This is a genomic window from Streptomyces sp. NPDC006743 (assembly GCF_040703815.1).
Taxonomy (GTDB): domain Bacteria; phylum Actinomycetota; class Actinomycetes; order Streptomycetales; family Streptomycetaceae; genus Streptomyces.
Window position 1 is genome coordinate 31,156 of the sequence record NZ_JBEYJA010000051.1, and the last position, 22,185, is coordinate 53,340.

Annotated in this window: 20 protein-coding genes and 2 pseudogenes; 8 read left to right on the forward strand and 14 right to left on the reverse strand. The window is 73.3% G+C overall.

The window, feature by feature from the left end; all coding sequences use genetic code 11:
• Nucleotides 1–8: 8 nt before the first annotated feature.
• The 4 genes and pseudogenes from ABZ719_RS30445 to ABZ719_RS30460 form a co-directional block, all read right to left on the reverse strand.
• On the reverse strand, nt 9–782 hold the full coding sequence (locus tag ABZ719_RS30445) for a helix-turn-helix transcriptional regulator (RefSeq protein WP_366728372.1): 774 nt from the start codon (nt 780–782) through the stop codon (nt 9–11).
• A gap of 39 nt (nt 783–821) precedes the next feature.
• A pseudogene (locus ABZ719_RS30450) lies at nt 822–1,310 on the reverse strand (SAM-dependent methyltransferase); the annotation flags it as partial.
• 18 nt (nt 1,311–1,328) lie between these two features.
• A complete protein-coding gene (locus ABZ719_RS30455) occupies nt 1,329–2,231 on the reverse strand; it encodes an SAM-dependent methyltransferase (RefSeq protein ID WP_366728373.1) in 903 nt (300 codons plus the stop codon).
• A gap of 94 nt (nt 2,232–2,325) precedes the next feature.
• The gene (locus ABZ719_RS30460) at nt 2,326–3,666 is read right to left on the reverse strand and encodes an XRE family transcriptional regulator (RefSeq protein ID WP_366728374.1); all 1,341 of its coding nucleotides are present in this window, start codon (nt 3,664–3,666) and stop codon (nt 2,326–2,328) included.
• Nucleotides 3,667–3,892: 226 nt separating this feature from the next.
• On the opposite strand from ABZ719_RS30460, the gene ABZ719_RS30465 reads away from it, so the two are divergent.
• Nucleotides 3,893–4,666, forward strand: a complete 774-nt coding sequence (locus ABZ719_RS30465; protein ID WP_366728375.1) for a DUF4232 domain-containing protein — start codon at nt 3,893–3,895, stop codon at nt 4,664–4,666.
• Between the two features lie 255 nt (nt 4,667–4,921).
• The gene (locus ABZ719_RS30470; RefSeq protein ID WP_366728376.1) at nt 4,922–5,143 is read left to right on the forward strand and encodes a hypothetical protein; all 222 of its coding nucleotides are present in this window, start codon (nt 4,922–4,924) and stop codon (nt 5,141–5,143) included.
• Here the strand turns inward: ABZ719_RS30470 and hemB are convergent.
• Both hemB and ABZ719_RS30480 read right to left on the reverse strand, forming a co-directional pair.
• A complete protein-coding gene (hemB, locus tag ABZ719_RS30475) occupies nt 5,107–6,099 on the reverse strand; it encodes a porphobilinogen synthase (RefSeq protein WP_037862419.1) in 993 nt (330 codons plus the stop codon). The genes ABZ719_RS30470 and hemB overlap by 37 nt on opposite strands.
• A 448-nt stretch (nt 6,100–6,547) precedes the next feature.
• Nucleotides 6,548–7,480 (reverse strand): annotated as a pseudogene (locus ABZ719_RS30480) (YafY family protein); the annotation flags it as partial.
• Between the two features lie 70 nt (nt 7,481–7,550).
• On the opposite strand from ABZ719_RS30480, the gene ABZ719_RS30485 reads away from it, so the two are divergent.
• Nucleotides 7,551–7,940 carry a VOC family protein gene (locus ABZ719_RS30485; RefSeq protein WP_366728377.1) on the forward strand — a complete coding sequence of 130 codons (390 nt, stop codon included), beginning with the start codon at nt 7,551–7,553 and terminating at the stop codon, nt 7,938–7,940.
• A gap of 18 nt (nt 7,941–7,958) precedes the next feature.
• On the opposite strand, the gene ABZ719_RS30490 is transcribed toward ABZ719_RS30485, so the two are convergent.
• Nucleotides 7,959–9,047 (reverse strand): helix-turn-helix domain-containing protein, encoded by a 1,089-nt coding sequence (locus ABZ719_RS30490; protein WP_366728378.1) that lies wholly within the window; start codon nt 9,045–9,047, stop codon nt 7,959–7,961.
• A gap of 241 nt (nt 9,048–9,288) precedes the next feature.
• Nucleotides 9,289–9,753: an ATP-binding protein gene (locus ABZ719_RS30495; protein ID WP_366728379.1), complete on the reverse strand. Its 465-nt coding sequence runs from the start codon at nt 9,751–9,753 to the stop codon at nt 9,289–9,291.
• 172 nt (nt 9,754–9,925) lie between these two features.
• Here ABZ719_RS30495 and ABZ719_RS30500 point away from each other — a divergent pair, with 172 nt between their 5' ends.
• Together ABZ719_RS30500 and ABZ719_RS30505 are read left to right on the forward strand one after the other, a co-directional pair.
• Nucleotides 9,926–10,744 (forward strand): helix-turn-helix transcriptional regulator, encoded by an 819-nt coding sequence (locus tag ABZ719_RS30500; protein ID WP_366728400.1) that lies wholly within the window; start codon nt 9,926–9,928, stop codon nt 10,742–10,744.
• Nucleotides 10,741–10,989, forward strand: coding sequence for a DUF397 domain-containing protein (locus tag ABZ719_RS30505; protein WP_366728380.1), 249 nt, complete (start codon nt 10,741–10,743; stop codon nt 10,987–10,989). Before ABZ719_RS30500 ends, ABZ719_RS30505 begins: the two co-directional genes overlap by 4 nt.
• Before the next feature lie 90 nt (nt 10,990–11,079).
• Here the strand turns inward: ABZ719_RS30505 and ABZ719_RS30510 are convergent, their stop codons facing one another.
• The 5 genes from ABZ719_RS30510 to ABZ719_RS30530 all read right to left on the reverse strand — a co-directional run bounded on the left by ABZ719_RS30510 (nt 11,080) and on the right by ABZ719_RS30530 (nt 16,915).
• Complete coding sequence (locus tag ABZ719_RS30510; protein ID WP_366728381.1) at nt 11,080–12,789, reverse strand: bifunctional uroporphyrinogen-III C-methyltransferase/uroporphyrinogen-III synthase; 1,710 nt, start codon at nt 12,787–12,789, stop codon at nt 11,080–11,082.
• On the reverse strand, nt 12,786–13,772 hold the full coding sequence (gene hemC, locus ABZ719_RS30515) for a hydroxymethylbilane synthase (RefSeq protein ID WP_366728382.1): 987 nt from the start codon (nt 13,770–13,772) through the stop codon (nt 12,786–12,788). Before hemC ends, ABZ719_RS30510 begins: the two co-directional genes overlap by 4 nt.
• Nucleotides 13,769–15,541: a glutamyl-tRNA reductase gene (locus tag ABZ719_RS30520; protein ID WP_366728383.1), complete on the reverse strand. Its 1,773-nt coding sequence runs from the start codon at nt 15,539–15,541 to the stop codon at nt 13,769–13,771. Before ABZ719_RS30520 ends, hemC begins: the two co-directional genes overlap by 4 nt.
• Nucleotides 15,538–16,302: a redox-sensing transcriptional repressor Rex gene (locus ABZ719_RS30525; protein WP_366728384.1), complete on the reverse strand. Its 765-nt coding sequence runs from the start codon at nt 16,300–16,302 to the stop codon at nt 15,538–15,540. The genes ABZ719_RS30520 and ABZ719_RS30525 overlap by 4 nt, the downstream gene beginning before the upstream one ends.
• A 328-nt stretch (nt 16,303–16,630) precedes the next feature.
• Nucleotides 16,631–16,915, reverse strand: coding sequence for a glutaredoxin family protein (locus ABZ719_RS30530; protein ID WP_366728385.1), 285 nt, complete (start codon nt 16,913–16,915; stop codon nt 16,631–16,633).
• 300 nt (nt 16,916–17,215) lie between these two features.
• Here ABZ719_RS30530 and ABZ719_RS30535 point away from each other — a divergent pair, with 300 nt between their 5' ends.
• The 3 genes from ABZ719_RS30535 (at nt 17,216) to ABZ719_RS30545 (ending at nt 21,016) form a co-directional block, all read left to right on the forward strand.
• Nucleotides 17,216–18,142: an HAD-IB family hydrolase gene (locus tag ABZ719_RS30535; protein ID WP_366728386.1), complete on the forward strand. Its 927-nt coding sequence runs from the start codon at nt 17,216–17,218 to the stop codon at nt 18,140–18,142.
• Nucleotides 18,143–18,712: 570 nt separating this feature from the next.
• Nucleotides 18,713–19,537, forward strand: a complete 825-nt coding sequence (locus ABZ719_RS30540; protein WP_366728387.1) for an ECF subfamily RNA polymerase sigma factor, BldN family — start codon at nt 18,713–18,715, stop codon at nt 19,535–19,537.
• 234 nt (nt 19,538–19,771) lie between these two features.
• Complete coding sequence (locus ABZ719_RS30545) at nt 19,772–21,016, forward strand: DUF5667 domain-containing protein (RefSeq protein WP_366728388.1); 1,245 nt, start codon at nt 19,772–19,774, stop codon at nt 21,014–21,016.
• A gap of 85 nt (nt 21,017–21,101) precedes the next feature.
• On the opposite strand, the gene ABZ719_RS30550 is transcribed toward ABZ719_RS30545, so the two are convergent.
• Complete coding sequence (locus ABZ719_RS30550) at nt 21,102–22,175, reverse strand: lysophospholipid acyltransferase family protein (RefSeq protein WP_366728389.1); 1,074 nt, start codon at nt 22,173–22,175, stop codon at nt 21,102–21,104.
• Nucleotides 22,176–22,185: the final 10 nt, after the last annotated feature.

Below are 22,185 nucleotides of genomic sequence, written 5' to 3' on the forward strand. Positions count from 1 at the left end.
CTCGGCTCTCAGTTGTCCCGTATCGACAGCGCGCGGACGGCGTCGGCCGTCTCCACCGGCTGCGCCGAGGCGCATGCCTCCCGCCCATGGTGGACCAGCCCGACGGCCGCCTCACGACCGAGCAGGACACCGCAGTCGAACCCGTCAGCCCCATGGAACGACGGCAGCGGCACGACGGCGGCGGTCTCTGAGGCGACGAAGAACCGTTCCAACGCCTCGTCCGGTTCCACCATCCGGACGTGAAGGGTCTTGACACCATTGCGGCGCGCGGACGGGTCACGCAGCTCCAGCAGTCGCACCAGGTGGTCGGCGAGCGCCCTGTGCCGCGGCGGTCCGTAGAGCACCCGGTAGTGCACCAGATCGGGGTGCTGGGCCACTGCCGTCTCGATCGCCGCCAGATACGCCTTCTCCCTGCTCCGCGAGCCGGTGACCACCAGTTGCTCACGCGCTCCGGCGACGACGCCGACCATCGCCTCCATCAGCTCGGTCCAGCGGGTGAGCACCTTGACCACCACCGCTGTGCCGGAGGACTCCAGCACGCTGGTGGCCGGCCCGTCCTGATGGGCGAACAGCACCTCCGGACGCTCGCGGTACAACGCGCACAGCCCGGCCCTGTTCCGCTTGCCCGTACGGCGCCTCCCGGACTCCCACGCACTCAGCAGGCTCGCGTCCGCCGCCCCGCCGGTGAACACGTTCAGGGCCTCGGCCGCTTCCTCCAACGTCATGTTCCGCGCGAGCCGGGCCCGCTTGAGCGCCGAGTCCGTACTACTGGCTGCGGCCACCACCACCGCCCCTTCCTGTCGACCGGCGTGCACCAGCATTCATTTCCCACCCACCGGCGGTAAGCGTGGAACCTGACACACAATGACATCGTTGATGTCGCGGTGGCGGACCTTCTCGATGTCGTCGAGGCTGTCGAGGTGGCCCGGTTCCGGCCGCTCGGGCATGGCTCGGCGTGGTCCGGGCGCCAGTGGTGGACGGGCACGGCGCCCGGTTCCGCCGTCTCCAGGCCGTTGCCGGTGAGGAAGCGGACGACCTCCGCACGCGAGCGCGGCACGAAGGGTGAAACCGCGCTCGGTGTGAGCCCGTTGCACCGCGCGGACGTTCTCGGGGTCCAGATCCGCGGTGAGGTGGCTGAGGACCAGGCGGCTGCCGGAGGGCAGCGCGTCGACGAACTCGCGGACGATCGCGTACGCCTCCGTGTCCGCCACGAAGTGGAGGATCGCGACCAGGCACAGGGCGATCGGCTCGTCGAAGTCGAGCGTCTTCGCGGCCTGTTCGAGGAGGTGCGCGGGATCGCGCAGGTCCGCGGCGGGCGAAGGGGTCGGTCAGGGCTTGCGGGCGATGGCCGCGTGGACGCTGGGGTCGCCTGCCGCGGGGTCGTTGATGTCCGCGTACTTGATCCGGTCGATCAGCTCCAGGGACTCCAGGTACGCGGGGCTGGGCGCGCGGTGCACGGGGGCCGCGCCGTCCGGGCGCCAGTGGTGGACGGGGACGACGCCCGGTTCGGCGGGGGTCAGTCCGTTGCCGGCGAAGAACCGCTCCACCTCTTCGCGCGTGCGCAGCACGAAGGTCAGCCCGCTCTTCCTGAAGGAGTCCACGACCTTGGCGGTGCCCTCCGGGTTGAGGTCCTCGGCCAGGTGGCTCAGGACCAGCCAGCTGCCCGAGGGCAGCGCCTCCAGCAGGTCCCGTACCAGGCCGTAGGCCGCCTCGTCCTCGATGAAGTGCAGCACCGCGAGCAGGACCAGCGCCACCGGCCGGTCGAGGTCCAGCGTGCGGGCGGCCTCGCGGAGGATCCGCGCCGGGTCGCGCAGGTCGGCGTCGACGTAGTCGGTGCGCCCCTGGGGCCCGGAGGTGAGCAGGGCGCGCGCGTGGGTCAGGACGATCGGGTCGTTGTCGACGTAGACGACCCGGGTCTCGGGGGCGAGTCGCTGGGCGATCTGGTGGACGTTCTCGGCGGTCGGCAGGCCGGTGCCGACGTCCAGGAACTGGCGCACGCCCTCGTCGCGCACGAGCGTGGTGACCGCCCGGCGCAGGAAGTCCCGGTTGTGCCGGGCGGTGAGGAAGCCCCGGGGGTGCTCGGCGATGGCCCGCGCCGCCGCCTGCCGGTCCACCGGGTAGTGGTCCTTGCCGCCCAGGAAGACGTCGTAGACGCGGGCCGGGTGCGGCTTCGTCGAGTCGATCCGTCTCCGCAGCTCGGCGGAGTCGTGGCTGAGGGCATCACCGGGCACGGGGCGTCTCCCTGGAAGGTCGTCCGATCGCCGACAACCTAGCCCGGCACGCCGGTTGGGCGCGCCCGGGGCGGCCAAGTCGTGCCGTCCGGTCTCAGGTCCCCAGTTCCCGTTCCCAGCCGTGGCCGCCCAGCGGACTGACGTAGTGGTCGCCCGGGGCGCCGCTGGTGCGGAAGGGCTTGCCGTGGTCGTCCACCCGCACGGTGCCGTGCCGGTCGCCGCTGGACCAGTCCAGCTCCAGGTACCAGCTGACGTCGTGCCCGGTGGTGTGCCCGTTGACGTAGAAGACCTCGGGGTCGGACTCGCTGACCTTGTACGGGAAGTTGCGCTGCCCGCCGATGGGCTGCGCCAGCGGGTTGCCGAGGTCGAGGGAGACGTCGAAGGACTTGGTGTCCACCCCGCCGCCACAGCCGTTGCCCATGGCGTACGAGTTCCAGGTCAGCGGTGCGGCACTGCGCACCACGCGCACGTGCAGCGCCTGGAGCACGACCGTCTCGGCGCCGGTGCCCTGCACGGTGAGCACGACCATCTGGTGGTCGGCGGCCACCGCGCCGAGCGGCGTGGCCCAGCCGACCACGTCCTGCAGTCCGGCCGGCGGCGGCACGTTCTTCGGGCTGCGGTCCACCAGGAAGCTCTGCTCGCAGGGCACGTCCCAGTAGTAGGGGGTGGTGGCGACCGTGACCGGCACCGCGCCCGGCCGTCCGTTCGCGAGAGACGCGGTGACGCTCGGGGCGGCGGTGCGGTGCGCGGGCGCCGAGGGGGACGGCGAGGAGGAGGCCGGCCGTGAGGGCGAGGGCGACGTGCTGGCGCTCGCGCCGCCGGCCGGGGGCACGGTGTGCGGGGCGGTGGCACCCGTGGAGGAGACCGTCGCGGCGGCCTCACCGGTGGCGCCGGAGGGGTGGGAGCGACCGCCCGGCACCAGGTTCACCACGAGGGCGGTGACCGCGGCGACCACCACGATCCCGGCACCGGCGAGCAGGGCGGTGGGACGGCGTCCGCGAGGGGCGGGGGCGGGCGCGCGGGCGGGTTCGGGAGCCGGGGCGAGGGACGGTTCAGGGGCCGGGGCGGGGCCGGGGGCGCGGGCGGGGCCCGCGGCGGACCCGGCGCCCGGGGCGGGGGCGGGCGCGGTCTCCTCTGCCGGTCCCTCGCCGGCCGGCTCCGCCGTCGCCTCCCCGGCGGGGGCCGCCCCCTTGGTCCCGCGCAGCGCGTCCGCGCGCACCCAGCGGCGGTGCAGTTCGAGGAGTTCGTCGGGGGTCGCCCGGCAGAGGCGGGCGAGCCGTTCGACCGGGGCGTAGTCGGTCGGCACGACGTCACCGCTGACGTACCGGTGCACGGTCGAGGCACTCATGTGCAGGCGCTTGCCGAGCGCCCCGTAACTGAGCCCGGACCGCTCCTTCAGCTCCCGCAGCAACCCGGCGAAATCGTCCCCCGCCACCTTCTCTTCCTCTCCTCACATCCCCGGACGGCGTCCCAGACGGGTGCTGTTTCCGCAGGTCAGGGCCCGTTTCTGTGTTCCACCGTCCCGGGTGCCGCCGCGTCTGTGGCACCCGGGACGGATCCTCCCACAAGCTGTGGATCAGCCGAACACGGCGCTCCCGGCGGCCGCCTCCCCGGCGAAGGGCCGAGCGCCGTCCTCCACCACCGCGTACCAAGGAGTTCCCATGTCCCTGTCCCCCCGCACCCGCCGTCCCCGCCGCACCCGCCTGTTCACCGCCGCGGCCCTCGCCGCCGCCGCGCTGTCCCTGACCGCCTGCCAGGCCGGCGGCGACGACAACGGCGCGGGCGCCTCCTCCGCCGCCCCCGCGGGTTCCGTACAGACCGAGCAGCCGTCGGGCGCCGCCTCCGCCGACCCGCAGTCGCCCGTCGGCACGGGCGCCGGGACGGGGTCGGGCGCCGGCTCGGGAGCGGGAGCGGGCGCCGGCTCGGGTTCGGGCTCCGCCGCCGGCGAGGGCGGCTCCGTCGGCGGCGGCACCGCCAAGGGCAGCGGTTCCGGCAAGGGCTCGCACGCCTCCGGCTCCTCCGACGCGTCCTCGGGCGAGCTCGCCAGATGCGGTGCCAAGAGCCTGCGCCTCAAGGCCGCCGAGGTCTCCCGTCCCCTCAACCACCTGCTGCTCACCGCGACCAACACCGGTTCGAGGACCTGCATGCTGCCGATGTACCCGGCCACCCGGTTCGGCGAGGCGCAGTCGGTGCCGCCGACGGCCGAGGACACCAAGCCGCAGGCACTGACCACGCTGGAGCCGGGGCAGTCCGGATACGCGGGCGTGCTGCTGTCGGGCGACGGCGGCCACGGCCACACCGTGCACACCCTGACGATCCCGTTCGACGACGGCTCCATCGCCACGGTGCGGCTGCCCGCCCAGGGCGTCTTCGTCGACGACAAGCTGACGGTGTCGTACTGGGAGAGCACCATGGCACCGGCCGTGGACTTCTGACGCACCGGATGCGGACGTCCGGTGCCGCGTCCCGTACCGCATCCCACAGGGACGCCGTTCCCGCAGGTCACAGGGTGCCCTGGCGGTCCGGCGTCCCGCATCGGCGGCCGGATGTGGCGCGAGAGCGCCCCGCGGGACCACGCTGGACCCGACCACCCGCGCCCGCCGCCGTACCGCGCCGCGCCGCCGCCGTACCGCGCCGCCGCTGTCCCGCACCGCAAGAACCGCTCGTGCCCGCTTCCAGGGGGATCTCCCATGCCCGCACGCACCACCCGTGCCCGTCTCCGCGTCCGGCTGCTCGCCGCGACGGTGCTCGTGCTCACCGCCTCCACGGCCCTGACGGGCTGCAACGACGGTGAGGGCGTACGCGACGAGGGGCCGTCCACGGACTCGGCGTCGCTGGGGCGGCCGTGTGCGACGGCTGCCGGCCAGCCAGCCCCTCAGCGCAGCTTCTGCGCGACCTCGACCGCCCAGTAGGTGAGGATGTTGCGCGCCCCGGCCCGCTTGATGCCGGTCAGGCTCTCCAGGATGGCCCGGTCCCGGTCCACCCAGCCCTTCTCGGCGGCGGCCTCGATCATCGAGTACTCGCCGGAGATCTGGTACGCGGCGACCGGCACGTCCACGGCGTCGGCGACCCTGGCGAGGATGTCGAGGTAGGGGCCGGCCGGCTTGACCATCACCATGTCGGCGCCCTCCTCCAGGTCGAGGGCCAGCTCGCGCAGCGACTCCCGCAGGTTGGCGGGGTCCTGCTGGTAGGTCTTGCGGTCGCCCTGGAGCGAGGAACCGACGGCCTCGCGGAAGGGTCCGTAGAAGGCGGACGAGTACTTCACGGTGTAGGCGAGGATCGCCACGTCCTCGCGGCCGATCTGGTCCAGCGCGTCGCGCACCACACCGATCTGGCCGTCCATCATCCCGCTGGGACCCACGACGTGGGCGCCCGCGTCGGCCTGGACCTGCGCCATCTCGGCGTACCGCTCCAGCGTGGCGTCGTTGTCCACCCGGCCCTCGGCGTCGAGGACCCCGCAGTGACCGTGATCGGTGAACTCGTCCAGGCACAGGTCGGACATGACGAGCAGGTCGTCGCCGACCTCGGCCCGTACGTCCCGCAGGGCGACCTGGAGGATGCCGTCCGGGTCGGTCCCGGCGGTGCCGAGGGCGTCCTTCTTGGCCTCCTCCGGCACCCCGAAGAGCATGATCCCGGAGATGCCGGCCTCCACGGCCTGGGCCGCGGCCTTCTTCAGGCTGTCCCGCGTGTGCTGCACGACACCGGGCATGGCCGCGATGGGCACGGGCTCGCCGACGCCCTCGCGCACGAAGGCGGGCAGGATCAGGTCCGCCGGGTGCAGCCGGGTCTCGGCGACCATGCGGCGCATGGCGGGGGTGGTGCGCAGCCGACGAGGACGCGTACCAGGGAAGGATCCGTACTTCGTCATGTCCTCTACGCTACGCCCGCCCCGGACGCCCTTTTGCCGACGCGGTGTCGACCGCCTGCCCACCGCCCCGGCCTCGCTCCCCCGCCCGCCGCGGACCGCCGGGACCGGCGGCGCCGGGGTGCTGCGCGGGCGGGTCGACCCCGTGAGGGCGGTGCGCGCCGGAGGGGGCTTCATCCCCGTCGGGGCGGTGCGCACCGGCCGAGTACGCGTCCCCGTCAGCGCCCCGCGCGCCGGCCACGTACGCGTCCCCGTCGGCCGGGTGCATGCCGACCACGTACGCGTTCCCGTCCGCCCGGTGCGCGCCCGGCGGGTGCTCGTCCCCATCAACGCCCCGCGCGTCGGCCAAGGACGCGTTCCCGTCGGCCGGGTGCGCGCCGGCCACGTACGCGTCCCCGTCCGCCCGGTGCGCACCGGGCAGGTGCTCGTCCCCGTCGGCGTTGGCGGCGAGGAGTTCGCGGGTGATCCGTACCAGGGTCTCGCGCACGGCCGCCGGGGCCAGCACCCGCAGCGGCACGGCCAACCCGAGCAGGTACCGGGCGAGCCCGTCGGCGTCGGGGCCCCCGACGTCCACGACCGTGGCGCCGGGGCCGTCCGGGCGGTGCGTGCCGACCGTCGCCGGGATCAGCCGCAGCGCCTCTTCCCCGGACAGCGGGAGCCGGACCGTCGCGGTCAGCGGGTAGGGGCCGTTCGCGGTGGAACGGGAGACGAGCCGCGCCGGGTCGGGCGGGTCGGCGGGCGCCACCGGCTGCCCGGTCGGCTGGACGTGCTCGACCCGGTCGGCGCGGAAGGTGCGCCACTGGTCCCGTGCCACGTCCCGGGCGACGAAGTACCAGCGGCGCCCGGTGTGGACGAGCCGGTAGGGGTCGACGTCCCGGACGGTGGCCCGCCCCTGCCCGTCCCGGTAGGCCAGCCGCGCCCGCTCGCCCCGGCGGCACGCGGCGGCCAGCTCCAGCAGCATCCCGGAGGTGATCTGCGGCTCGCTGGCCCGGGGCGTGTGCACGAACGCGGCGTCCATCTCCTCCAGCCGCTCGGCGATCCGCCGCGGCAGCACCTGCCGCAGCTTCAGCAGCGCCGACAACGCGGCCTGGTCACCGCCGAGCGCCCCGCTCAGCGCCGCCTCGCGCAGCCCGACGGCCACGGCCAGGGCCTCCTCGTCGTCGAGGATCAGCGGCGGCACCCGGGACCCGGCCCGCAGCCGGTAGCCGCCCCACGGCCCCGGCTCGGAGTCGACGACGTAGCCGATCTCCCGGAGCCTGGCGACGTCCCGCCGCACCGTGCGCTCGGTGACCCCGGTCCGCTCGGCCAGCTCGGCGCACGTCCACGAGGGGCGGGCGGCCAGCACGGAGACCAGTCGCAGCAGCCGGGCGGACGCAGTGATCACGCCGGAAGTGTTCCACAGTCCCCGTACATCCAGGACCGGAACTGTCCTGGTCCCGTCCTACGGTCCTCCCATGAGCACCGAGAACAGCACCTCCGCACCCGCCTACCGCTACGCCGCCGTCACCTTCGACTGCGCCGACCCCGCCGAACTGGGCCGTTTCTACGGCGAGATGCTCGGCCTGCCCGTCGCCTACTCCACCGACGACTTCGTCTTCCTCGCGAAGGACGGCACCCCCGGCCTCGGCTTCAACCGCATCGCCGACTACCGCCGCCCCACCTGGCCCGACCCCGCCCAGGGGAAGCAGGCCCACCTGGAGGTCGGCGTCGACGACCTGGACGCCGCCGAGTCCCACCTGCTCACCCTGGGCGCCACCAAGCCCGCCGACCAGCCCTCCCCCGACCGCTGGCGGGTCCTGCTGGACCCGGCGGGCCACCCGTTCTGCATCACCACGCTGGTCTGAGTCCCTGTGCCCCGCGCCTCACGCGGGGCACAGGGCGCCGCCCACCCCGGCCTGCTCCGCCCGGCAGTCCCGGCAGCGGCCGGGGGCGGGCGCCCGGAAGACCCGCTCGCAACCGTCGCAGTCCTGCAAGGGATGTGGACGCGGGGGACCCTCCGCGCGGGCCGCCGCGCCCGGCGGTGGCGCCGGGAGCGCGGGAAGCCGCGGTGGCAGCAGTTCGCGCAGGCGGTAGGCCAGGACACCCGCCGGGTGGTTCATCTCGGCGGGCAGACCGCTCACCAGGGCCCGGTGGATGTCGACGAGGGGGACACCCCTGTCCAGCCAGTCGACGACTCCCGGGACCAGAGCGTTCACGTCGCGGAGGGAGAGGACGAGCCGGCCGTCGGCACGGCGCAGCCCGGCGAGCAGCGTGACGGCCTTGTCGTAGCGCTCGTCATCGCTCCGGTCGCGGGTTCCCGGCCCGTCCGGCGGCAACGGCCTCACAGGCGTCGACGGCCGAAGCCGCCCGGGCACGGACCGCTGCCGGGGCACTCCGGGAACCGCCACGCCTTCGCGAACGGCCCCGCCTTCCCGTACGGGCGCGCTTTCCGGTGTCGCTTCCGCCTGCCGGACGGCTGGATCATCCTCCTGAGACGTGTCTGTGCCCTGTGCATGCGTACCGTGCGCGCGCTTGGGCATGCGGGCATGCGGCACGACCGGACGGGCGGCCACCTGCGACGGCACCGGCACGGCTGCCCGCTGGGCTGCGGCGGGCGTGTGGTGGGCGTACGTCCGCGTGACCAGACGCCCCGCCGCCGTGTGCTCCCGGACCCGCTCCAGGTAGCCGTGCGCCTCCAGCTCGCGCAGCGCGCAGGCGATCCGGTCGCGCCCCTCGGGGAAGCGCTCGGTGAGGCTGCGGATGTCGACCGGGGTGCCCTCGGGCACCGACATGATGTGCGTCGCGAGCCCGATCGCGGTCAGCGACAACTCGCGGTGCTGCGCGAGGTGGTTGCCGACCACGACGTACTGGCCCGACTGGTACGTGCGTACGTGGGTGACACCGGTGGGGGTGGTACTTGCCCGAACCTCGTGATTCGGACGCGGGGCAGCACTAGGCTTCTTCTCAGCCATGGGGAAGCGGCACTTCCTCGTTGGTCAGGCCCTCGCACTGGGATGGCAGTCCCGGCGGGGGCCGACGTATGTGTGGGTTGTCTGAGCCGAGAGTGCCCGCCTGACCAGCCGCCGCGCCACCCACACCGACCGATTTCACCCGCCCGGGTGACCTACGCCGGGTTTGGTTTGGTTGGTTGGTTATTTCCCTGGGTTCTTTGGTCTTTTTACGTCCCGAAGCCCCGACGGCCGCCCCGCCGGATCACATGTTTCCCGGCGCCGGTGGAAGGCGGCCCGGCGAACCGGCGAGATCGAACTCCGCCCACACCGTCTTGCACGGCGACGGCCCTTCCCGCACGCCCCACCGGTCGGCCAGCTCCTCGACGAGCAGCAGACCGTAACCGGACTCGGCGGGTTCCACGACTGCGGTAGCACGCTCGGGGACCGGGAGCCGGTCACCGCGGGCGTCGGTCACCTCGACCCGCAGCACCCCGGGTGCGAGGAGGGAGAGACCGAGCCGGAAACTCCGTCCGGGGACCCTGCCGTGCAGTGCGGCGTTCGCCGCGAGTTCGGCCACGACGAGCCGCGCCGGGTCCAACGGGACTCCCCACGCGTCCAGCCGCTCGGCAGCGAGCAGCCGCGCGAGACGGGCGCCACGGCGCGTGGCGGACAGCGGTACGGAGAAGTGGTGCAACGACGTGTGCGCTGCGGCGGTTTGCTGATTCACGTCACTCAGCGTGTTCACGCCTGCGTAACCTGTGAAGGTAGATACCCCGTGCGGCCGGTGGCTGTCCGGGAGGTGTCCGGTTCCGTCCGGGGTGCCCGGGGTGACGGCGTACGGGGGCGGCGGGTTGGACGGGGAAGGGTGCGGTGGGAGGACAGACGTGAACGATAGCGACATGAGCCCGGAGGACGAGGAAGCCAGCGCGGTCGTACGGGCCGTCGCACGGCAACTGAAGCTCTGGCGCGAGTCCGCCGGCCTCACCCAGGCGGAGTTCGGCGCGGCCATCGGGTATGGCGAGGAACTGGTCTCGTCTGTGGAGCGGGGACGACGGATTCCCCGGCCGGAGTACCTGGAGGCGGCGGACCGAGTGCTGAACGCGGGCGGCCGGATCACAGCGATGACGCGTGACTTGGCGGAGGTCAGGTATCCGAAGAAGGTGCGGGACGTTCGCCGCCTGGAGGTCGAGGCCGTACAGATCTGCTCGTACAACAACTCGGTTGTGGACGGTCTCCTCCAGACCGAGGACTATGCGCGGGCCGTCTTCAGTTCGCGCCGACCCCCTTTCACGGAGGAGGAGCTGGACTGGCAGCTCACTGCGCGCCTGGCCCGTCAGGAGATCATCGACAGCGCAACCGCCAAAACGCTGTTCAGCTTCGTGCTGTGCGAGGCCACGCTGCGGCGACCGATCGGGGGCAGGATGGTCATGCGTGCGCAGCTTGAACGGCTCTTGGATGTGGCCCGGCTACCCAACGTCGACCTCCAGGTGCTTCCCCTGGCCAGCGAGGAAAACTCGGGACTCGGCGGGCTCTTCCGGTTGCTCAAGCTCAAGGACGGGACGGCCGTGGGGCTCAGCGAAGCGCCGCTCGTCAGCCGGGTGTTCTGCGGTCCCAAGGAGACGACCGTCCTCGATGTGCGCTATGGGATCATCCGGGCACAGGCGCTCACGCCACGGGAGTCCCTGACCTTCATCGAGCAACTGCGGGGAGAAACATGAGCCTCAAACGCAGCTCTGAGCTGGAGTGGATAAAGAGCAGCTACAGCACCGACGACGGTCCATCCTGCGTCGAAGTGGCCTGGTCGAAGAGCAGCTACAGCACGTCCGACGGACCGTCGTGCGTCGAGGTGGCCGCAGCCCCGGACCACATCCTCGTCCGCGACTCCAAGAACCCCTGCGGCCCCCGCCTCGCCCTCACTCCCACCACCTGGGCGGCCTTCCTGCCGTACGCCTCCCGGCACTGACCGGCACTGACGGAGTCCGCGAGGCACCGCGCACGTACGGCGGGGCGTGCCCGAAGGCACGCCCCGCCGTTCCGCTCACCCGCGGCGCCGCTACGTCGAGGACCGGCGCCTGCGCGCCCCCGGACGCCGCTCGCTCGGCCGGGTCACCGGGTCACCGGCCTCCAGGGCGGCGGCCCTGCGGCGCAGGCCGAAGTCGGCCAGGGCCTCGGCCAGCTTGAGGACGGACGGCTCGGGAGCCATCACGTCGACCCGCAGGCCGTGCTCCTCCGCCGTCTTGGCCGTCGCCGGGCCGATGCAGGCGATCACCGTCACGTTGTGCGGCTTGCCCGCGATGCCCACGAGGTTGCGCACCGTGGAGGACGAGGTGAAGAGCACCGCGTCGAAACCGCCGCCCTTGATCGCCTCACGGGTCTCCGCCGGCGGCGGCGAGGCGCGGACCGTGCGGTAGGCCGTGACGTCGTCGACCTCCCAGCCCAGCTCGATCAGCCCGGCGACCAGCGTCTCCGTGGCGATGTCGGCGCGCGGCAGGAAGACCCGGTCGATCGGGTCGAAGACCGGGTCGTAGGGCGGCCAGTCCTCCAGCAGGCCCGCGGCCGACTGCTCGCCGCTCGGGACCAGGTCGGGCTTCACGCCGAAGGCGATCAGCGCCTTGGCGGTCTGCTCGCCGACCGCCGCGACCTTGATGCCGGCGAAGGCACGCGCGTCGAGACCGTACTCCTCGAACTTCTCGCGGACCGCCTTGACCGCGTTGACGGAGGTGAAGGCGATCCACTCGTAGCGTCCGGTGACCAGGCCCTTGACCGCGCGCTCCATCTGCTGCGGGGTGCGCGGCGGCTCCACGGCGATGGTGGGGACCTCGTGCGGGACGGCACCGTAGGAGCGCAGCCGGTCGGAGAGCGACACGGCCTGCTCCTTGGTGCGCGGCACGAGGACCTTCCAGCCGAACAGCGGCTTGGACTCGAACCACGACAGCTGGTCGCGCCGCGCCGCGGCGGCGCTGCGCTCACCGACCACGGCTATCACCGGACGGCCGCCGTCCGGGGACGGCAGGACCTTGGCCTGCTTGAGGGTCTGCGCGACCGTGCCGAGGGTGGCGGTCCAGGTCCGCTGGCGGGTGGTCGTACCGGCGACGGTCACCGTCATCGGGGTGTCCGGCTTGCGGCCGGCCGTGACGAGTTCACCGGCCGTGGCGGCCACCGAGTCCAGGGTCGTCGACACGACGACCGTGCCGTCGGAGGCGCCGACCTCCGTCCAGCAGCGGTCGGACGCCGTACGGGCGTCGACGAACCGCACGTCGGTGCCCTCGGCGTCGCGCAGCGGGACACCGGCGTACGCGGGCACACCGACGGCGCTCGCGATGCCGGGGACGACCTCGAAGGGGACCCCGGCGTCGGCGCACGCGAGCATCTCGGCGGCGGCGTCCGTGTCGAGTCCCGGGTCACCGGCCACCGCACGGACGACCCGCCTGCCGCCCCGCGCGGCCTCCATGACAAGATGTGCGGCATCCCGCACCGCGGGGGGCCCGACGGTGGCTGACGTGCTGTCAACCACTGTGAGCTGAGGTGCGCCCGTGCCCGGAACGGCGTCCGGCGAGGAGCCGGAGTCCGTGTCCACGACGGTCACGCCCTGCCGGGCGTGCGTGCGGACGACGTCGAGCACCTCGTGCTCGGCGACGAGGACGTCCGCGTTCGCCAGCGCCTCCACGGCGCGCAGTGTGAGCAGTCCCGGATCTCCGGGTCCGGCACCGAGGAAGGTGACGTGCCCGTGTTCAGGACCGGCGGGAAGGGTGGTGGGGCTCAATGTGCTCGCTCCCCCATCAGACCGGCCGCGCCCTGGGCGAGCATCTCGGTGGCGAGTTCGCGACCGAACGCCATCGCATCGGCGTGCGTGTGGGGCACGGGACCGGTGGTGGACAGCTGCACCAGCGTGGTGCCGTCGGTCGTGCCGACGACGGCCCGCAGGCGCATTTCCTTGACAGTCTGCCCGTCGGCCAGGAGGTCGGCCAAAGCACCCACAGGGGCGCTGCAACCGGCCTCCAGGGCGGCGAGCAGTGACCGCTCGGCCGTCACGGCGGCCCGCGTGAGCGGGTCGTCGAGCCGGGCGAGCGCGGCGATCAGCTCAGTGTCCTGGGCGGTGGTCCCCGCCCTGCACTCGATCGCCAGGGCCCCCTGGCCGGGGGCGGGCAGAACCGTGTCGACCGACAGGAAGTCGGTCACCTCGTCGCTGCGGCCGATGCGGTTCAGTCCGGCCGCGGCCAGGACCACCGCGTCCAGCTCACCGCTGCGGACGAAGCCGATGCGGGTGTCGACGTTGCCGCGGATCGGGACCGTCTCGATGTCCAGTCCGTGGGCGCGGGCGTACGCGTTCAGCTGGGCCATGCGGCGCGGGGCGCCGGTGCCGATGCGTGCCACCCCCGTCGGGGACGACGCGGCGAGGTCGGTGACCTTCAGCGCGTCCCGGGCGACGACCACGTCGCGCGGGTCCTCCCGCTCGGGTATCGCGGCCAGGACCAGGTCCTCGGGCTGCGTGGTGGGCAGGTCCTTGAGCGAATGAACCGCGAAGTCCACCTCGCCCCGCAGCAGCGCCTCGCGCAGCGCCGCGACGAACACGCCCGTGCCGCCGATCTGCGCCAGCTGCTCGCGGGAGACGTCGCCGTACGTGGTGATCTCGACCAGCTCGACGGGCCGTCCGGTCACCCGGCTCACGGCGTCCGCCACCTGCCCGGACTGGGCCATGGCGAGCTTGCTGCGCCTGGTCCCGAGTCTCAGTGCCTTGTTACTCATGCCGGCCCTCGGTTCTTGCCGTTCTTCTCGGAGTCTTCGTCGGCCCGGGAGACGGAGGCCACCGTCTCCGGGTCGAGGTCGAACAGGGTGCGCAGCGCGTCGGCGTACCCGGCGCCGCCGGGTTCGGCCGCGAGCTGCTTGACCCGCACGGTCGGGGCGTGCAGCAGCTTGTCCACGACGCGCCGCACGGTCTGGGTGATCTCCGCGCGGTGCTTGTCGTCGAGGCCGGGCAGCCGCCCTTCGAGGCGGGCGATCTCGCTGGCCACGACGTCGGCGGCCATGGTGCGCAGGGCGACGACGGTCGGCGTGATGTGCGCCGCCCGCTGGGCCGCCCCGAAGGCCGCGACCTCGTCGGAGACGATACGGCGGACCTGGTCGACGTCGGCCGCCATCGGCGCGTCGGCCGAGGCCTCGGCGAGCGACTCGATGTCCACCAGGCGCGCCCCGGCCAGCCGGTGCACGGCCGCGTCCACGTCGCGGGGCATGGCCAGGTCGAGGACGAAGAGGACCGGTTCGGGGCGCGGGAGCACGGCGACCGGCTCGGGCTTGCGCAGTTCGGGGACGCGGCCGACGGTGGCGGCGGTCGCCGCGAGCGCGGTGATCAGCTCGGCGTCCGCGCCGGCCTCCGCCTGCGCGTCCCGTGCGCGGCCCCGCTCCAGCAGGGAGGTGCCGCCGTCGACCCAGGCCCCGTGCTGTTCGAGGGTGGCCGCGTCGATACCGGCGACCGCGGACTCGCCGAGCAGGGAGAAGCCCGGCTCCACGCCGGCCAGTTGCTCCACGGTGGCCAGGTCGAGCGGGCAGCCCTCCTCGGCGGCGGCAGGCAGCGGCGTCGTCCCGCGCGGGCCCGGCTCCGCCGCGGCTGCCGTACGGCTCCCCGCGGACTGCGGGGCCGTGCGGCCGCCGTCCGGCCGGGCGGCGGGCGCGGCCGGACGGCCCTCGACCGCGGCGGCGACCGCCTCGGCCGTCAGGACGAGTCCCGTCGCGCCGGTGCAGGAGACGGCGATGTCCGCACGTGTCAGCTCGACCGGTACCGCGTCCATCGGTACCGCGCGGGCCGGCACGTGCGTGTCGTCGCCCTCGGTGAGGATCCGCGCGAGGCGCTCGGCGCGCTCTTGGGTGCGGTTGGCGATGACGATCTCGCCGACACCGGCGCGCGCCAGCGTGGCGGCGGCCAGCGACGACATCGAACCGGCGCCGATGACCAGGGCCTTCTTGCCGTGCGCCCAGTCGGTGACGGCCGTGCCCGCGGACAGCTGCTCCAGGCCGAAGGTGACCAGGGACTGCCCGGCGCGGTCGATGCCGGTCTCGGAGTGCGCCCGCTTGCCGACCCTCAGCGCCTGCTGGAACAGGTCGTTCAGCAGGCGTCCCGCGGTGTGCAGTTCCTGCGCGCGGGCGAGCGAGTCCTTTATCTGGCCGAGGATCTGGCCCTCGCCGACGACCATCGAGTCCAGGCCGCAGGCCACCGAGAACAGGTGGTGGACGGCACGGTCCTCGTAGTGCACATAAAGATGGGGAGTGAGTTCCTCCAGGCCGACCCCGCTGTGCTGGGCGAGCAGCGTGGACAGCTCGGCGACACCGGCGTGGAACTTGTCCACGTCCGCGTACAGCTCGATGCGGTTGCAGGTGGCCAGGACGGCGGCCTCGGTGGCGGGCTCCGCGGCGACGGTGTCCTGGAGCAGCTTGACCCGGTCGTCCGCGTTCAGGGAGGCGCGCTCCAGGACGCTGACGGGGGCGCTGCGGTGACTGAGTCCGACGACGAGGAGGCTCATGCCGGCATCACGGCGGGGACGTCCCCGTCGGGTCCCTGGTCGGCGGAGTGCTTCCGGGCGGCCGCGGCGGCGGGCACCGCGCCCTCGGCGGCGGCCTCCTCGCCGGCCTTGCGCTGCTCGTGGAAGGCCAGGATCTGCAGTTCGATGGAGAGGTCGACCTTGCGCACGTCGACGCCCTCGGGGACGTTCAGCACGGTCGGCGCGAAGTTCAGGATGGAGCTGACGCCCGCGGCGACGAGCCGGTCGCAGACCTGCTGGGCGGCGCCCGCGGGCGTCGCGATGACGCCGATCGAGACGCCGTTGTCGCGGATGATCGTCTCCAGCTCGTCGGTGTGCTGGACCGGGATCCCGGCGACCGGCTTCCCGGCCATCGCGGGGTCGGCGTCGATGAGCGCGGCGACGCGGAAGCCGCGGGAGGCGAACCCGCCGTAGTTGGCGAGCGCGGCGCCGAGGTTTCCGATACCGACGATCACAACCGGCCAGTCCTGGGTGAGCCCCAGTTCACGGGAGATCTGGTAGACGAGATACTCGACGTCGTAGCCGACACCACGGGTCCCGTAGGAGCCGAGGTAGGAGAAGTCCTTGCGCAGCTTGGCGGAGTTGACTCCCGCCGCCGCCGCCAGTTCCTCGGAGGAAACCGTCGGGACCGAGCGCTCCGACAGTGCGGTCAGGGCTCGGAGGTACAGCGGAAGCCGGGCGACGGTGGCCTCGGGAATCCCTCGGCTACGGGTCGCCGGTCGGTGAGTTCGGCCAGTTGCCACGGTGCTCCTGCGGGTAGAGCGGGGCTGTGGGCGGTCATACGTTCCCGGACCGCCCCGTCGACAGCAGGCTATGTCTTTGTGAACGCGTGCACAAAGATGGTGTCCGATTTGCCCGGCCAACGTGACCGGGGTCACGCGCCCCCGGCGTGAACATGCGGAACCGACGCACCCGCGTCCGCGTTCCTTACTCGTTGGGGGCAAAACCGCACACGCTCCTTCACGATCACCGCCCCCGAGACCAAGTCGCCGTCGATCCTAAGCGACTTTCGGCCACTTTGTACCCGCCGGTCAGTTCACGGCCGGCCCCTCGGGTCCACCGGCACGCGGCTCAGCCGGCCAGCGCGCGGCGCAGCCGCTCCTCGTTCACCCGCCAGAAGGTGTGCTGCTCCCCGTCGATCAGCACGACGGGGATCTGCTCCCAGTACTGGTCGTGCAGCCGCGGGTCCTCGGTGATGTCCTTCTGCTCCCAGCGGACACCGAGGTCCGCGCACACCTTCTCGACGACCTCCTGCGCGTCGTCGCACAGATGACAGCCGGGCTTGCGGACGAGGGTCACCAGCCGGTCCTGGGGAGCGGGGGGCCTGCGGCGGAAGAGCGGACTCATGCCGGACATTGTCGCCCCGGCGGCGCCCCCGCTGCCAGGACCGCCCCGCCCGGCCGTCCGGCCCTCCCCCGGCTCCGGGGCCGCCCGGCCGCGCGCCCACCGGCGGCTCCCCACCGCGGGTTCCCCGGCGGTCCCGCCTCCGCTCCCCCGGCGGTCCCGCCTCCGCTCCCCCGGCCGTCCCGCCGCCCTCCGGGGGGCCGTCCCGGGGCGGCCCATCGGCAGCCCCCTTCACGGCGCGGTCGCGCAGAGTTCACGGCGTACGAACCTCGCGGCTGAGGAACCCCCGAACAGACTGGCTATGCTCACGCCATGGCCGCTCTCGGATGGCTCACCCCCCGTAGGCGCTCCGCCACCGCGCGGAGCGTGTTGGCAGGCGAGGCCTCGGCGGAGGCAGCGCGCAAGTCCACCCAGGAGGCGCAGGCCCCGGCGCCCGCCCCGGCGGAACCGGAGTTCCCCGTGCACGGCGACGACCGCGCCGCCGCCTTCTTCGACCTGGACAACACCGTGATGCAGGGTGCCGCGCTGTTCCACTTCGGCCGGGGCCTGTACAAACGGAAGTTCTTCGAGACCCGCGACCTCGCCCGGTTCGCCTGGCAGCAGGCGTGGTTCCGGCTGGCCGGCGTCGAGGACCCCGAACACATGCAGGAGGCCCGCGACTCGGCCCTGTCCATCGTCAAGGGCCACCGCGTCCGCGAGCTGCAGTCCATCGGCGAGGAGATCTACGACGAGTACATGGCCGAGCGCATCTGGCCGGGCACCCGGGCCCTGGCCCAGGCGCACCTCGACGCCGGCCAGAAAGTGTGGCTGGTCACCGCGGCCCCGGTGGAGATCGCCCAGGTCATCGCCCGCCGGCTGGGCCTGACCGGCGCGCTCGGCACGGTGGCCGAGTCGGTCGCCGGCGTCTACACCGGCCGTCTGGTCGGCGAACCGCTGCACGGCCCGGCGAAGGCCGAGGCGGTCCGCGCCCTGGCGGCGGCGGAGGGCCTGGACCTGTCCCGCTGCGCCGCCTACAGCGACTCGCACAACGACATCCCCATGCTGTCGCTGGTCGGCCACCCCTACGCCATCAACCCCGACGCCAAGCTCCGCCGACACGCCCGGGAGAAGGACTGGCGCCTGCGCGACTACCGCACCGGCCGCAAGGCGGCGAAGGTCGGCATCCCGGCGGCGGCGGGCGTCGGCGCGGTCGCGGGCGGCACCGCCGCGGCGATCGCCCTGCACCGGCGCCGCCGCTGACCTCCGGCGCGCACCCGGACCGGCCCCGAAGCGGCCCTCGTGCGCCCCGCCGGCCCTGACCGGCCCCCCAAGCGGCCCCCGCACCCGGCCGTCGGCCCCGAAGCGGTGCCCGCACCCGGTCCTCGGGCCCGGCCACCGGCCCCGGCCACCGCACCCAGCCGCCGTCGTCCCGACCTCGCCACCCCCGGAGCCGGGCGGCCGCACACCACCGGTCACAGAAAACACAGCGACACCACCGGTCACAGTCGCTCCCCGCAGCCGGATTCCGGTCAAACGACCGAACGCGCCCATGTACCGCGCCGGCCATGGCCGTTGGCGGTACACCGCCACAACACGCCCCCGTCCCACCCCGATCACGAACCAGAACGATCAGTAAACGGTCACTCTGCGACACACGAACAGTCGCCAATCGGTTACTGAAACGACGTAATCGATGATTTGAGCAACTCGGTGTAGCAGGGCCTGTACGAAGCGTTATTCTCCTCAGACGCAATCCGGCACCCCTCCGTCGCTACGACGGGTGAACGGTTCCGCACTGCACGTGATGCAAGCTCTGCCTCTGGGAGTCCCGTGTACCCACACGTCGGGGTTGACGCCTCGGGCCTGGCTACGCTCCGCGCAACGGTCCTCGACCTGCTGCGCACCCTCGTCCCCACCGCGTACCCCGGCCCCGCCTTCGCCACCGCCGCGCCGGTCGGCCCGTGCTACGCGCTGGCCGACGGCATGGAGCAGGGGCCCGCGCGCAGCGCCGTCGTCGAGGGGCGGCGCTCCGGCGACGGGCGGACGGCCGGCAGACGCGCGCGCTCCGCCCCGGCGGCCACCGTCCGGCGCCCCGCAGCGGACAGCGACAGCGCCCGGATGATGGACCTCGTCGAGCGCGCCCAGGCCGGCGAGGCCGACGCCTTCGGCCGCCTCTACGACCAGTACAGCGACACCGTGTACCGGTACATCTACTACCGCGTGGGCGGCAAGGCGACCGCCGAGGACCTCACCAGCGAGACCTTTCTGCGGGCCCTGCGCCGCATCGGCACCTTCACCTGGCAGGGCCGCGACTTCGGGGCCTGGCTGGTCACCATCGCCCGCAACCTCGTCGCCGACCACTTCAAGTCCAGCCGCTTCCGGCTGGAGGTCACCACCGGCGAGATGCTCGACGCCAACGAGGTCGAGCGCTCCCCCGAGGACTCCGTCCTGGAGTCGCTGTCCAACGCCGCCCTGCTGGACGCCGTACGACGGCTCAACCCCCAGCAGCAGGAGTGCGTCACGCTCCGCTTCCTCCAGGGCCTCTCGGTCGCCGAGACCGCCCGGGTGATGGGCAAGAACGAGGGCGCGATCAAGACCCTCCAGTACCGGGCGGTGCGCACCCTGGCCCGGCTGCTCCCCGACGACGCCCGCTGAGCCCCCTACCCTGGGCGACATTCAACTCACCTTCTGTCGCGGCGTGTTGACTTCTCCACCGGATCCCGGAACGTCCGTAACCGAAGTGCCGGGGCGCTCGTTGTGCGGGATACAGGCTCCCTGTGGTCATGCCTTGGCCCACGCTGATCACCCGATCGGGTGGTCCGGTCGTGGGCGTGCAACCCCGCAGGACCCCCGTGGAGTCGACCGTCATGACGAGAGGAGGTGCCGCCAGTGATCGCGAACGTATCGGCGCACCGGCGGGCGAACGCCTTCGCCCAGGCCCTGGAGGAGCTGTCCGACCGGGGCCCGGCGGCCGAGCAGTCCGAGGGACCGGAGCCGGCCCCGGCGGCGGACCAGACCGAGCAGGGCCGCTTGACGGCCCTCGCCACCGGTCTCGGCGCGCTGCCCAGGCCGGAGCTGGACCCCGAGGTCAAGGCCGTCCAGCGGGCCCAGCTGGTGGCCGCCATGGAGGCCATGCTGCAGGAGGGCACCGCGGCGGGCGAGGCGAGTGAGCTGTCGGTGCCCGGTCAGCGGGGCCACCGGGGCAAGGGCGCGCACCGGGCGAGCGGCCTGGGGAAACTGCGGCCGCGCACACGGCTGACCAAGGGCCTCGCCGCGGGCGGGCTCAGCGTCGGGGTGGCCGCGAGCGCCTTCGGCGGAGTGGCCGCCGCCAGCTCCGACGCCCTCCCCGGTGATTCGCTGTACGGCCTCAAGCGCGGCATCGAGGACTTCAAGCTCAACTACCTCACCGACGGGGTCGACGACCAGGGGCAGGCCTACCTGGACCTCGCCTCGACCCGGCTGAGCGAGGCCAGACGGCTGCTGGAGCGGGGCCGCGGCGGCCACCTGGACCACGAGTCCCTGGGTGAGATCCGCCGCACCCTGTCCGGGATGCAGCACGACGCGACCGAGGGCCACCGCCTGCTGCACGAGGCGTACGAGCGCGACCCGGAGTCCCTGGGTCCCATCCAGGCGCTCTCCGCCTTCTCCAAGTCCCACCGCGACGCCTGGGGCGCGCTGCGCGAGAAGCTGCCCGTGCAGCTCGGGGACGTCAGCGAGCAGGTCTCGTCGGTGTTCGACGCCATAGACCAGGAGGTCGCCCCGCTCCAGTCGCTGCTGCCCCAGCCCACCGCCCCCGCCGACGGCGGCGGACGGCACCGGAAAGCACCGGCGTCCCCGTCCGGCCCCACTGGTTCCGCCGGCCGCTCGGCCCCGCCCAGCACCGGCAGCGGCAGTCCCTCGGGTTCTCACGGGTCCGGCAGCGGCAGCCCCACGGCGTCGGCGGGCAGCGGCAGCGAGAGCGGTGACGGTCTGCTCGGCGGCACCACCGGCGGTCTGCTCGACCCGCCGCAGTCCAGCGGCAGCGCCTCCCCGTCCGCCGGCAAGTCGCCCAGCAGCGACCCCGACGTCACGATCCCGCCTCTCCTCCCGGGTCTCCTGCCCGGCCTGGGCATCGACGGCGAGGACGCCAGATAGCACCCGCCCGGCAGCCGTACGACGGCCAGGGCGCCCTCTCACCGGGGGCGCCCTCGTCCCCGGGGGCGGGCGCCCCGGGCACCTCTCAGAAGAACACCGACCGCCGCTGCACCAGGAGCTTGTACAGCGTGTGCTGGATCTGCTCGCGGACCTGGTCCGTGAGGTTGAACATCAGCATCGGGTCCTCGGCCGCCTCCGGCGGATAGCCGTCCGTCGGGATCGGCTCACCGAACTGGATCGTCCACTTCGTCGGCAGGGGCACCGCACCCAGCGGCCCCAGCCAGGGGAAGGTCGGCGTCAGCGGGAAGTACGGGAAGCCGAGGAGCCGCGCCAGCGTCTTGGCGTTGCCGAGCATCGGGTAGATCTCCTCCGCCCCGACGATCGAGCACGGAATGATCGGCACTCCTTGGCGCAGCGCCGTGGAGACGAAACCGCCGCGTCCGAAGCGCTGGAGCTTGTAGCGCTCGCTGAAGGGCTTCCCGATGCCCTTGAAGCCCTCCGGCATCACCCCGACCAGCTCCCCCTGGCCCAGCAGCCGTTCGGCGTCCTCCGCGCACGCCAGGGTGTGGCCCAGCTTGCGGGCCAGCTCGTTGACCACGGGCAGCACGAAGACCAGGTCGGCGGCGAGGAGCCGCAGGTGCCGGCCGGCCGGGTGGTGGTCGTGCACCGCCACCTGCATCATCAGCCCGTCCAGCGGCAGCGTGCCCGAGTGGTTGGCGACGAGCAGCGCGCCGCCCTCCTTGGGGATGTTCTCGATCCCCTTCACCTCGACCCGGAAGTACTTCTCGTACACCGGCCGCAGCAGGGACATCAGGACCTGGTCGGTCAGCTCGGCGTCGTAGCCGAAGTCGTCGACCTCGTACTCGCCGGTGAGGCGCCGGCGCAGGAACGCCAGACCACTGGCGACCCGCCGCTCCAAGCCGCCGTCGCCCTGCCCGTCCCCACGCGACGGCTGCGGCGGCCGCTCCCGCCCGGGCTCACCGCTCACGCCACCCTCGTCCTGCGCCGCCGCGCCCGTCGGCAGCGGCTGGACCTCCCTGACCACCGCGGAGTCGCCGCCGGAAAGCCGGCTGCCCGCGCTCCGCCGCCGCGACGGCCGCGCTCCGCCGCTCCCTCGGGAACGGTCGTCGTCGAACGGAATGACCTTGGCGTCCGCCATCGTTGCTGCG

What these genes read in the sequence shown, in the direction of transcription:
- ABZ719_RS30465 (WP_366728375.1), top strand. Translation starts at nt 3,893, where the DNA reads ATGTCCCTGTCCCCCCGCACCCGCCGTCCCCGCCGCACCCGCCTGTTC.
- ABZ719_RS30470 (WP_366728376.1), top strand. Translation starts at nt 4,922, where the DNA reads ATGCCCGCACGCACCACCCGTGCCCGTCTCCGCGTCCGGCTGCTCGCC.
- hemB (WP_037862419.1), bottom strand. Translation starts at nt 6,099, where the DNA reads ATGACGAAGTACGGATCCTTCCCTGGTACGCGTCCTCGTCGGCTGCGC.
- ABZ719_RS30485 (WP_366728377.1), top strand. Translation starts at nt 7,551, where the DNA reads ATGAGCACCGAGAACAGCACCTCCGCACCCGCCTACCGCTACGCCGCC.
- ABZ719_RS30490 (WP_366728378.1), bottom strand. Translation starts at nt 9,047, where the DNA reads ATGGCTGAGAAGAAGCCTAGTGCTGCCCCGCGTCCGAATCACGAGGTT.
- ABZ719_RS30500 (WP_366728400.1), top strand. Translation starts at nt 9,926, where the DNA reads ATGAGCCCGGAGGACGAGGAAGCCAGCGCGGTCGTACGGGCCGTCGCA.
- ABZ719_RS30505 (WP_366728380.1), top strand. Translation starts at nt 10,741, where the DNA reads ATGAGCCTCAAACGCAGCTCTGAGCTGGAGTGGATAAAGAGCAGCTAC.
- hemC (WP_366728382.1), bottom strand. Translation starts at nt 13,772, where the DNA reads ATGAGTAACAAGGCACTGAGACTCGGGACCAGGCGCAGCAAGCTCGCC.
- ABZ719_RS30520 (WP_366728383.1), bottom strand. Translation starts at nt 15,541, where the DNA reads ATGAGCCTCCTCGTCGTCGGACTCAGTCACCGCAGCGCCCCCGTCAGC.
- ABZ719_RS30530 (WP_366728385.1), bottom strand. Translation starts at nt 16,915, where the DNA reads ATGTCCGGCATGAGTCCGCTCTTCCGCCGCAGGCCCCCCGCTCCCCAG.
- ABZ719_RS30535 (WP_366728386.1), top strand. Translation starts at nt 17,216, where the DNA reads ATGGCCGCTCTCGGATGGCTCACCCCCCGTAGGCGCTCCGCCACCGCG.
- ABZ719_RS30550 (WP_366728389.1), bottom strand. Translation starts at nt 22,175, where the DNA reads ATGGCGGACGCCAAGGTCATTCCGTTCGACGACGACCGTTCCCGAGGG.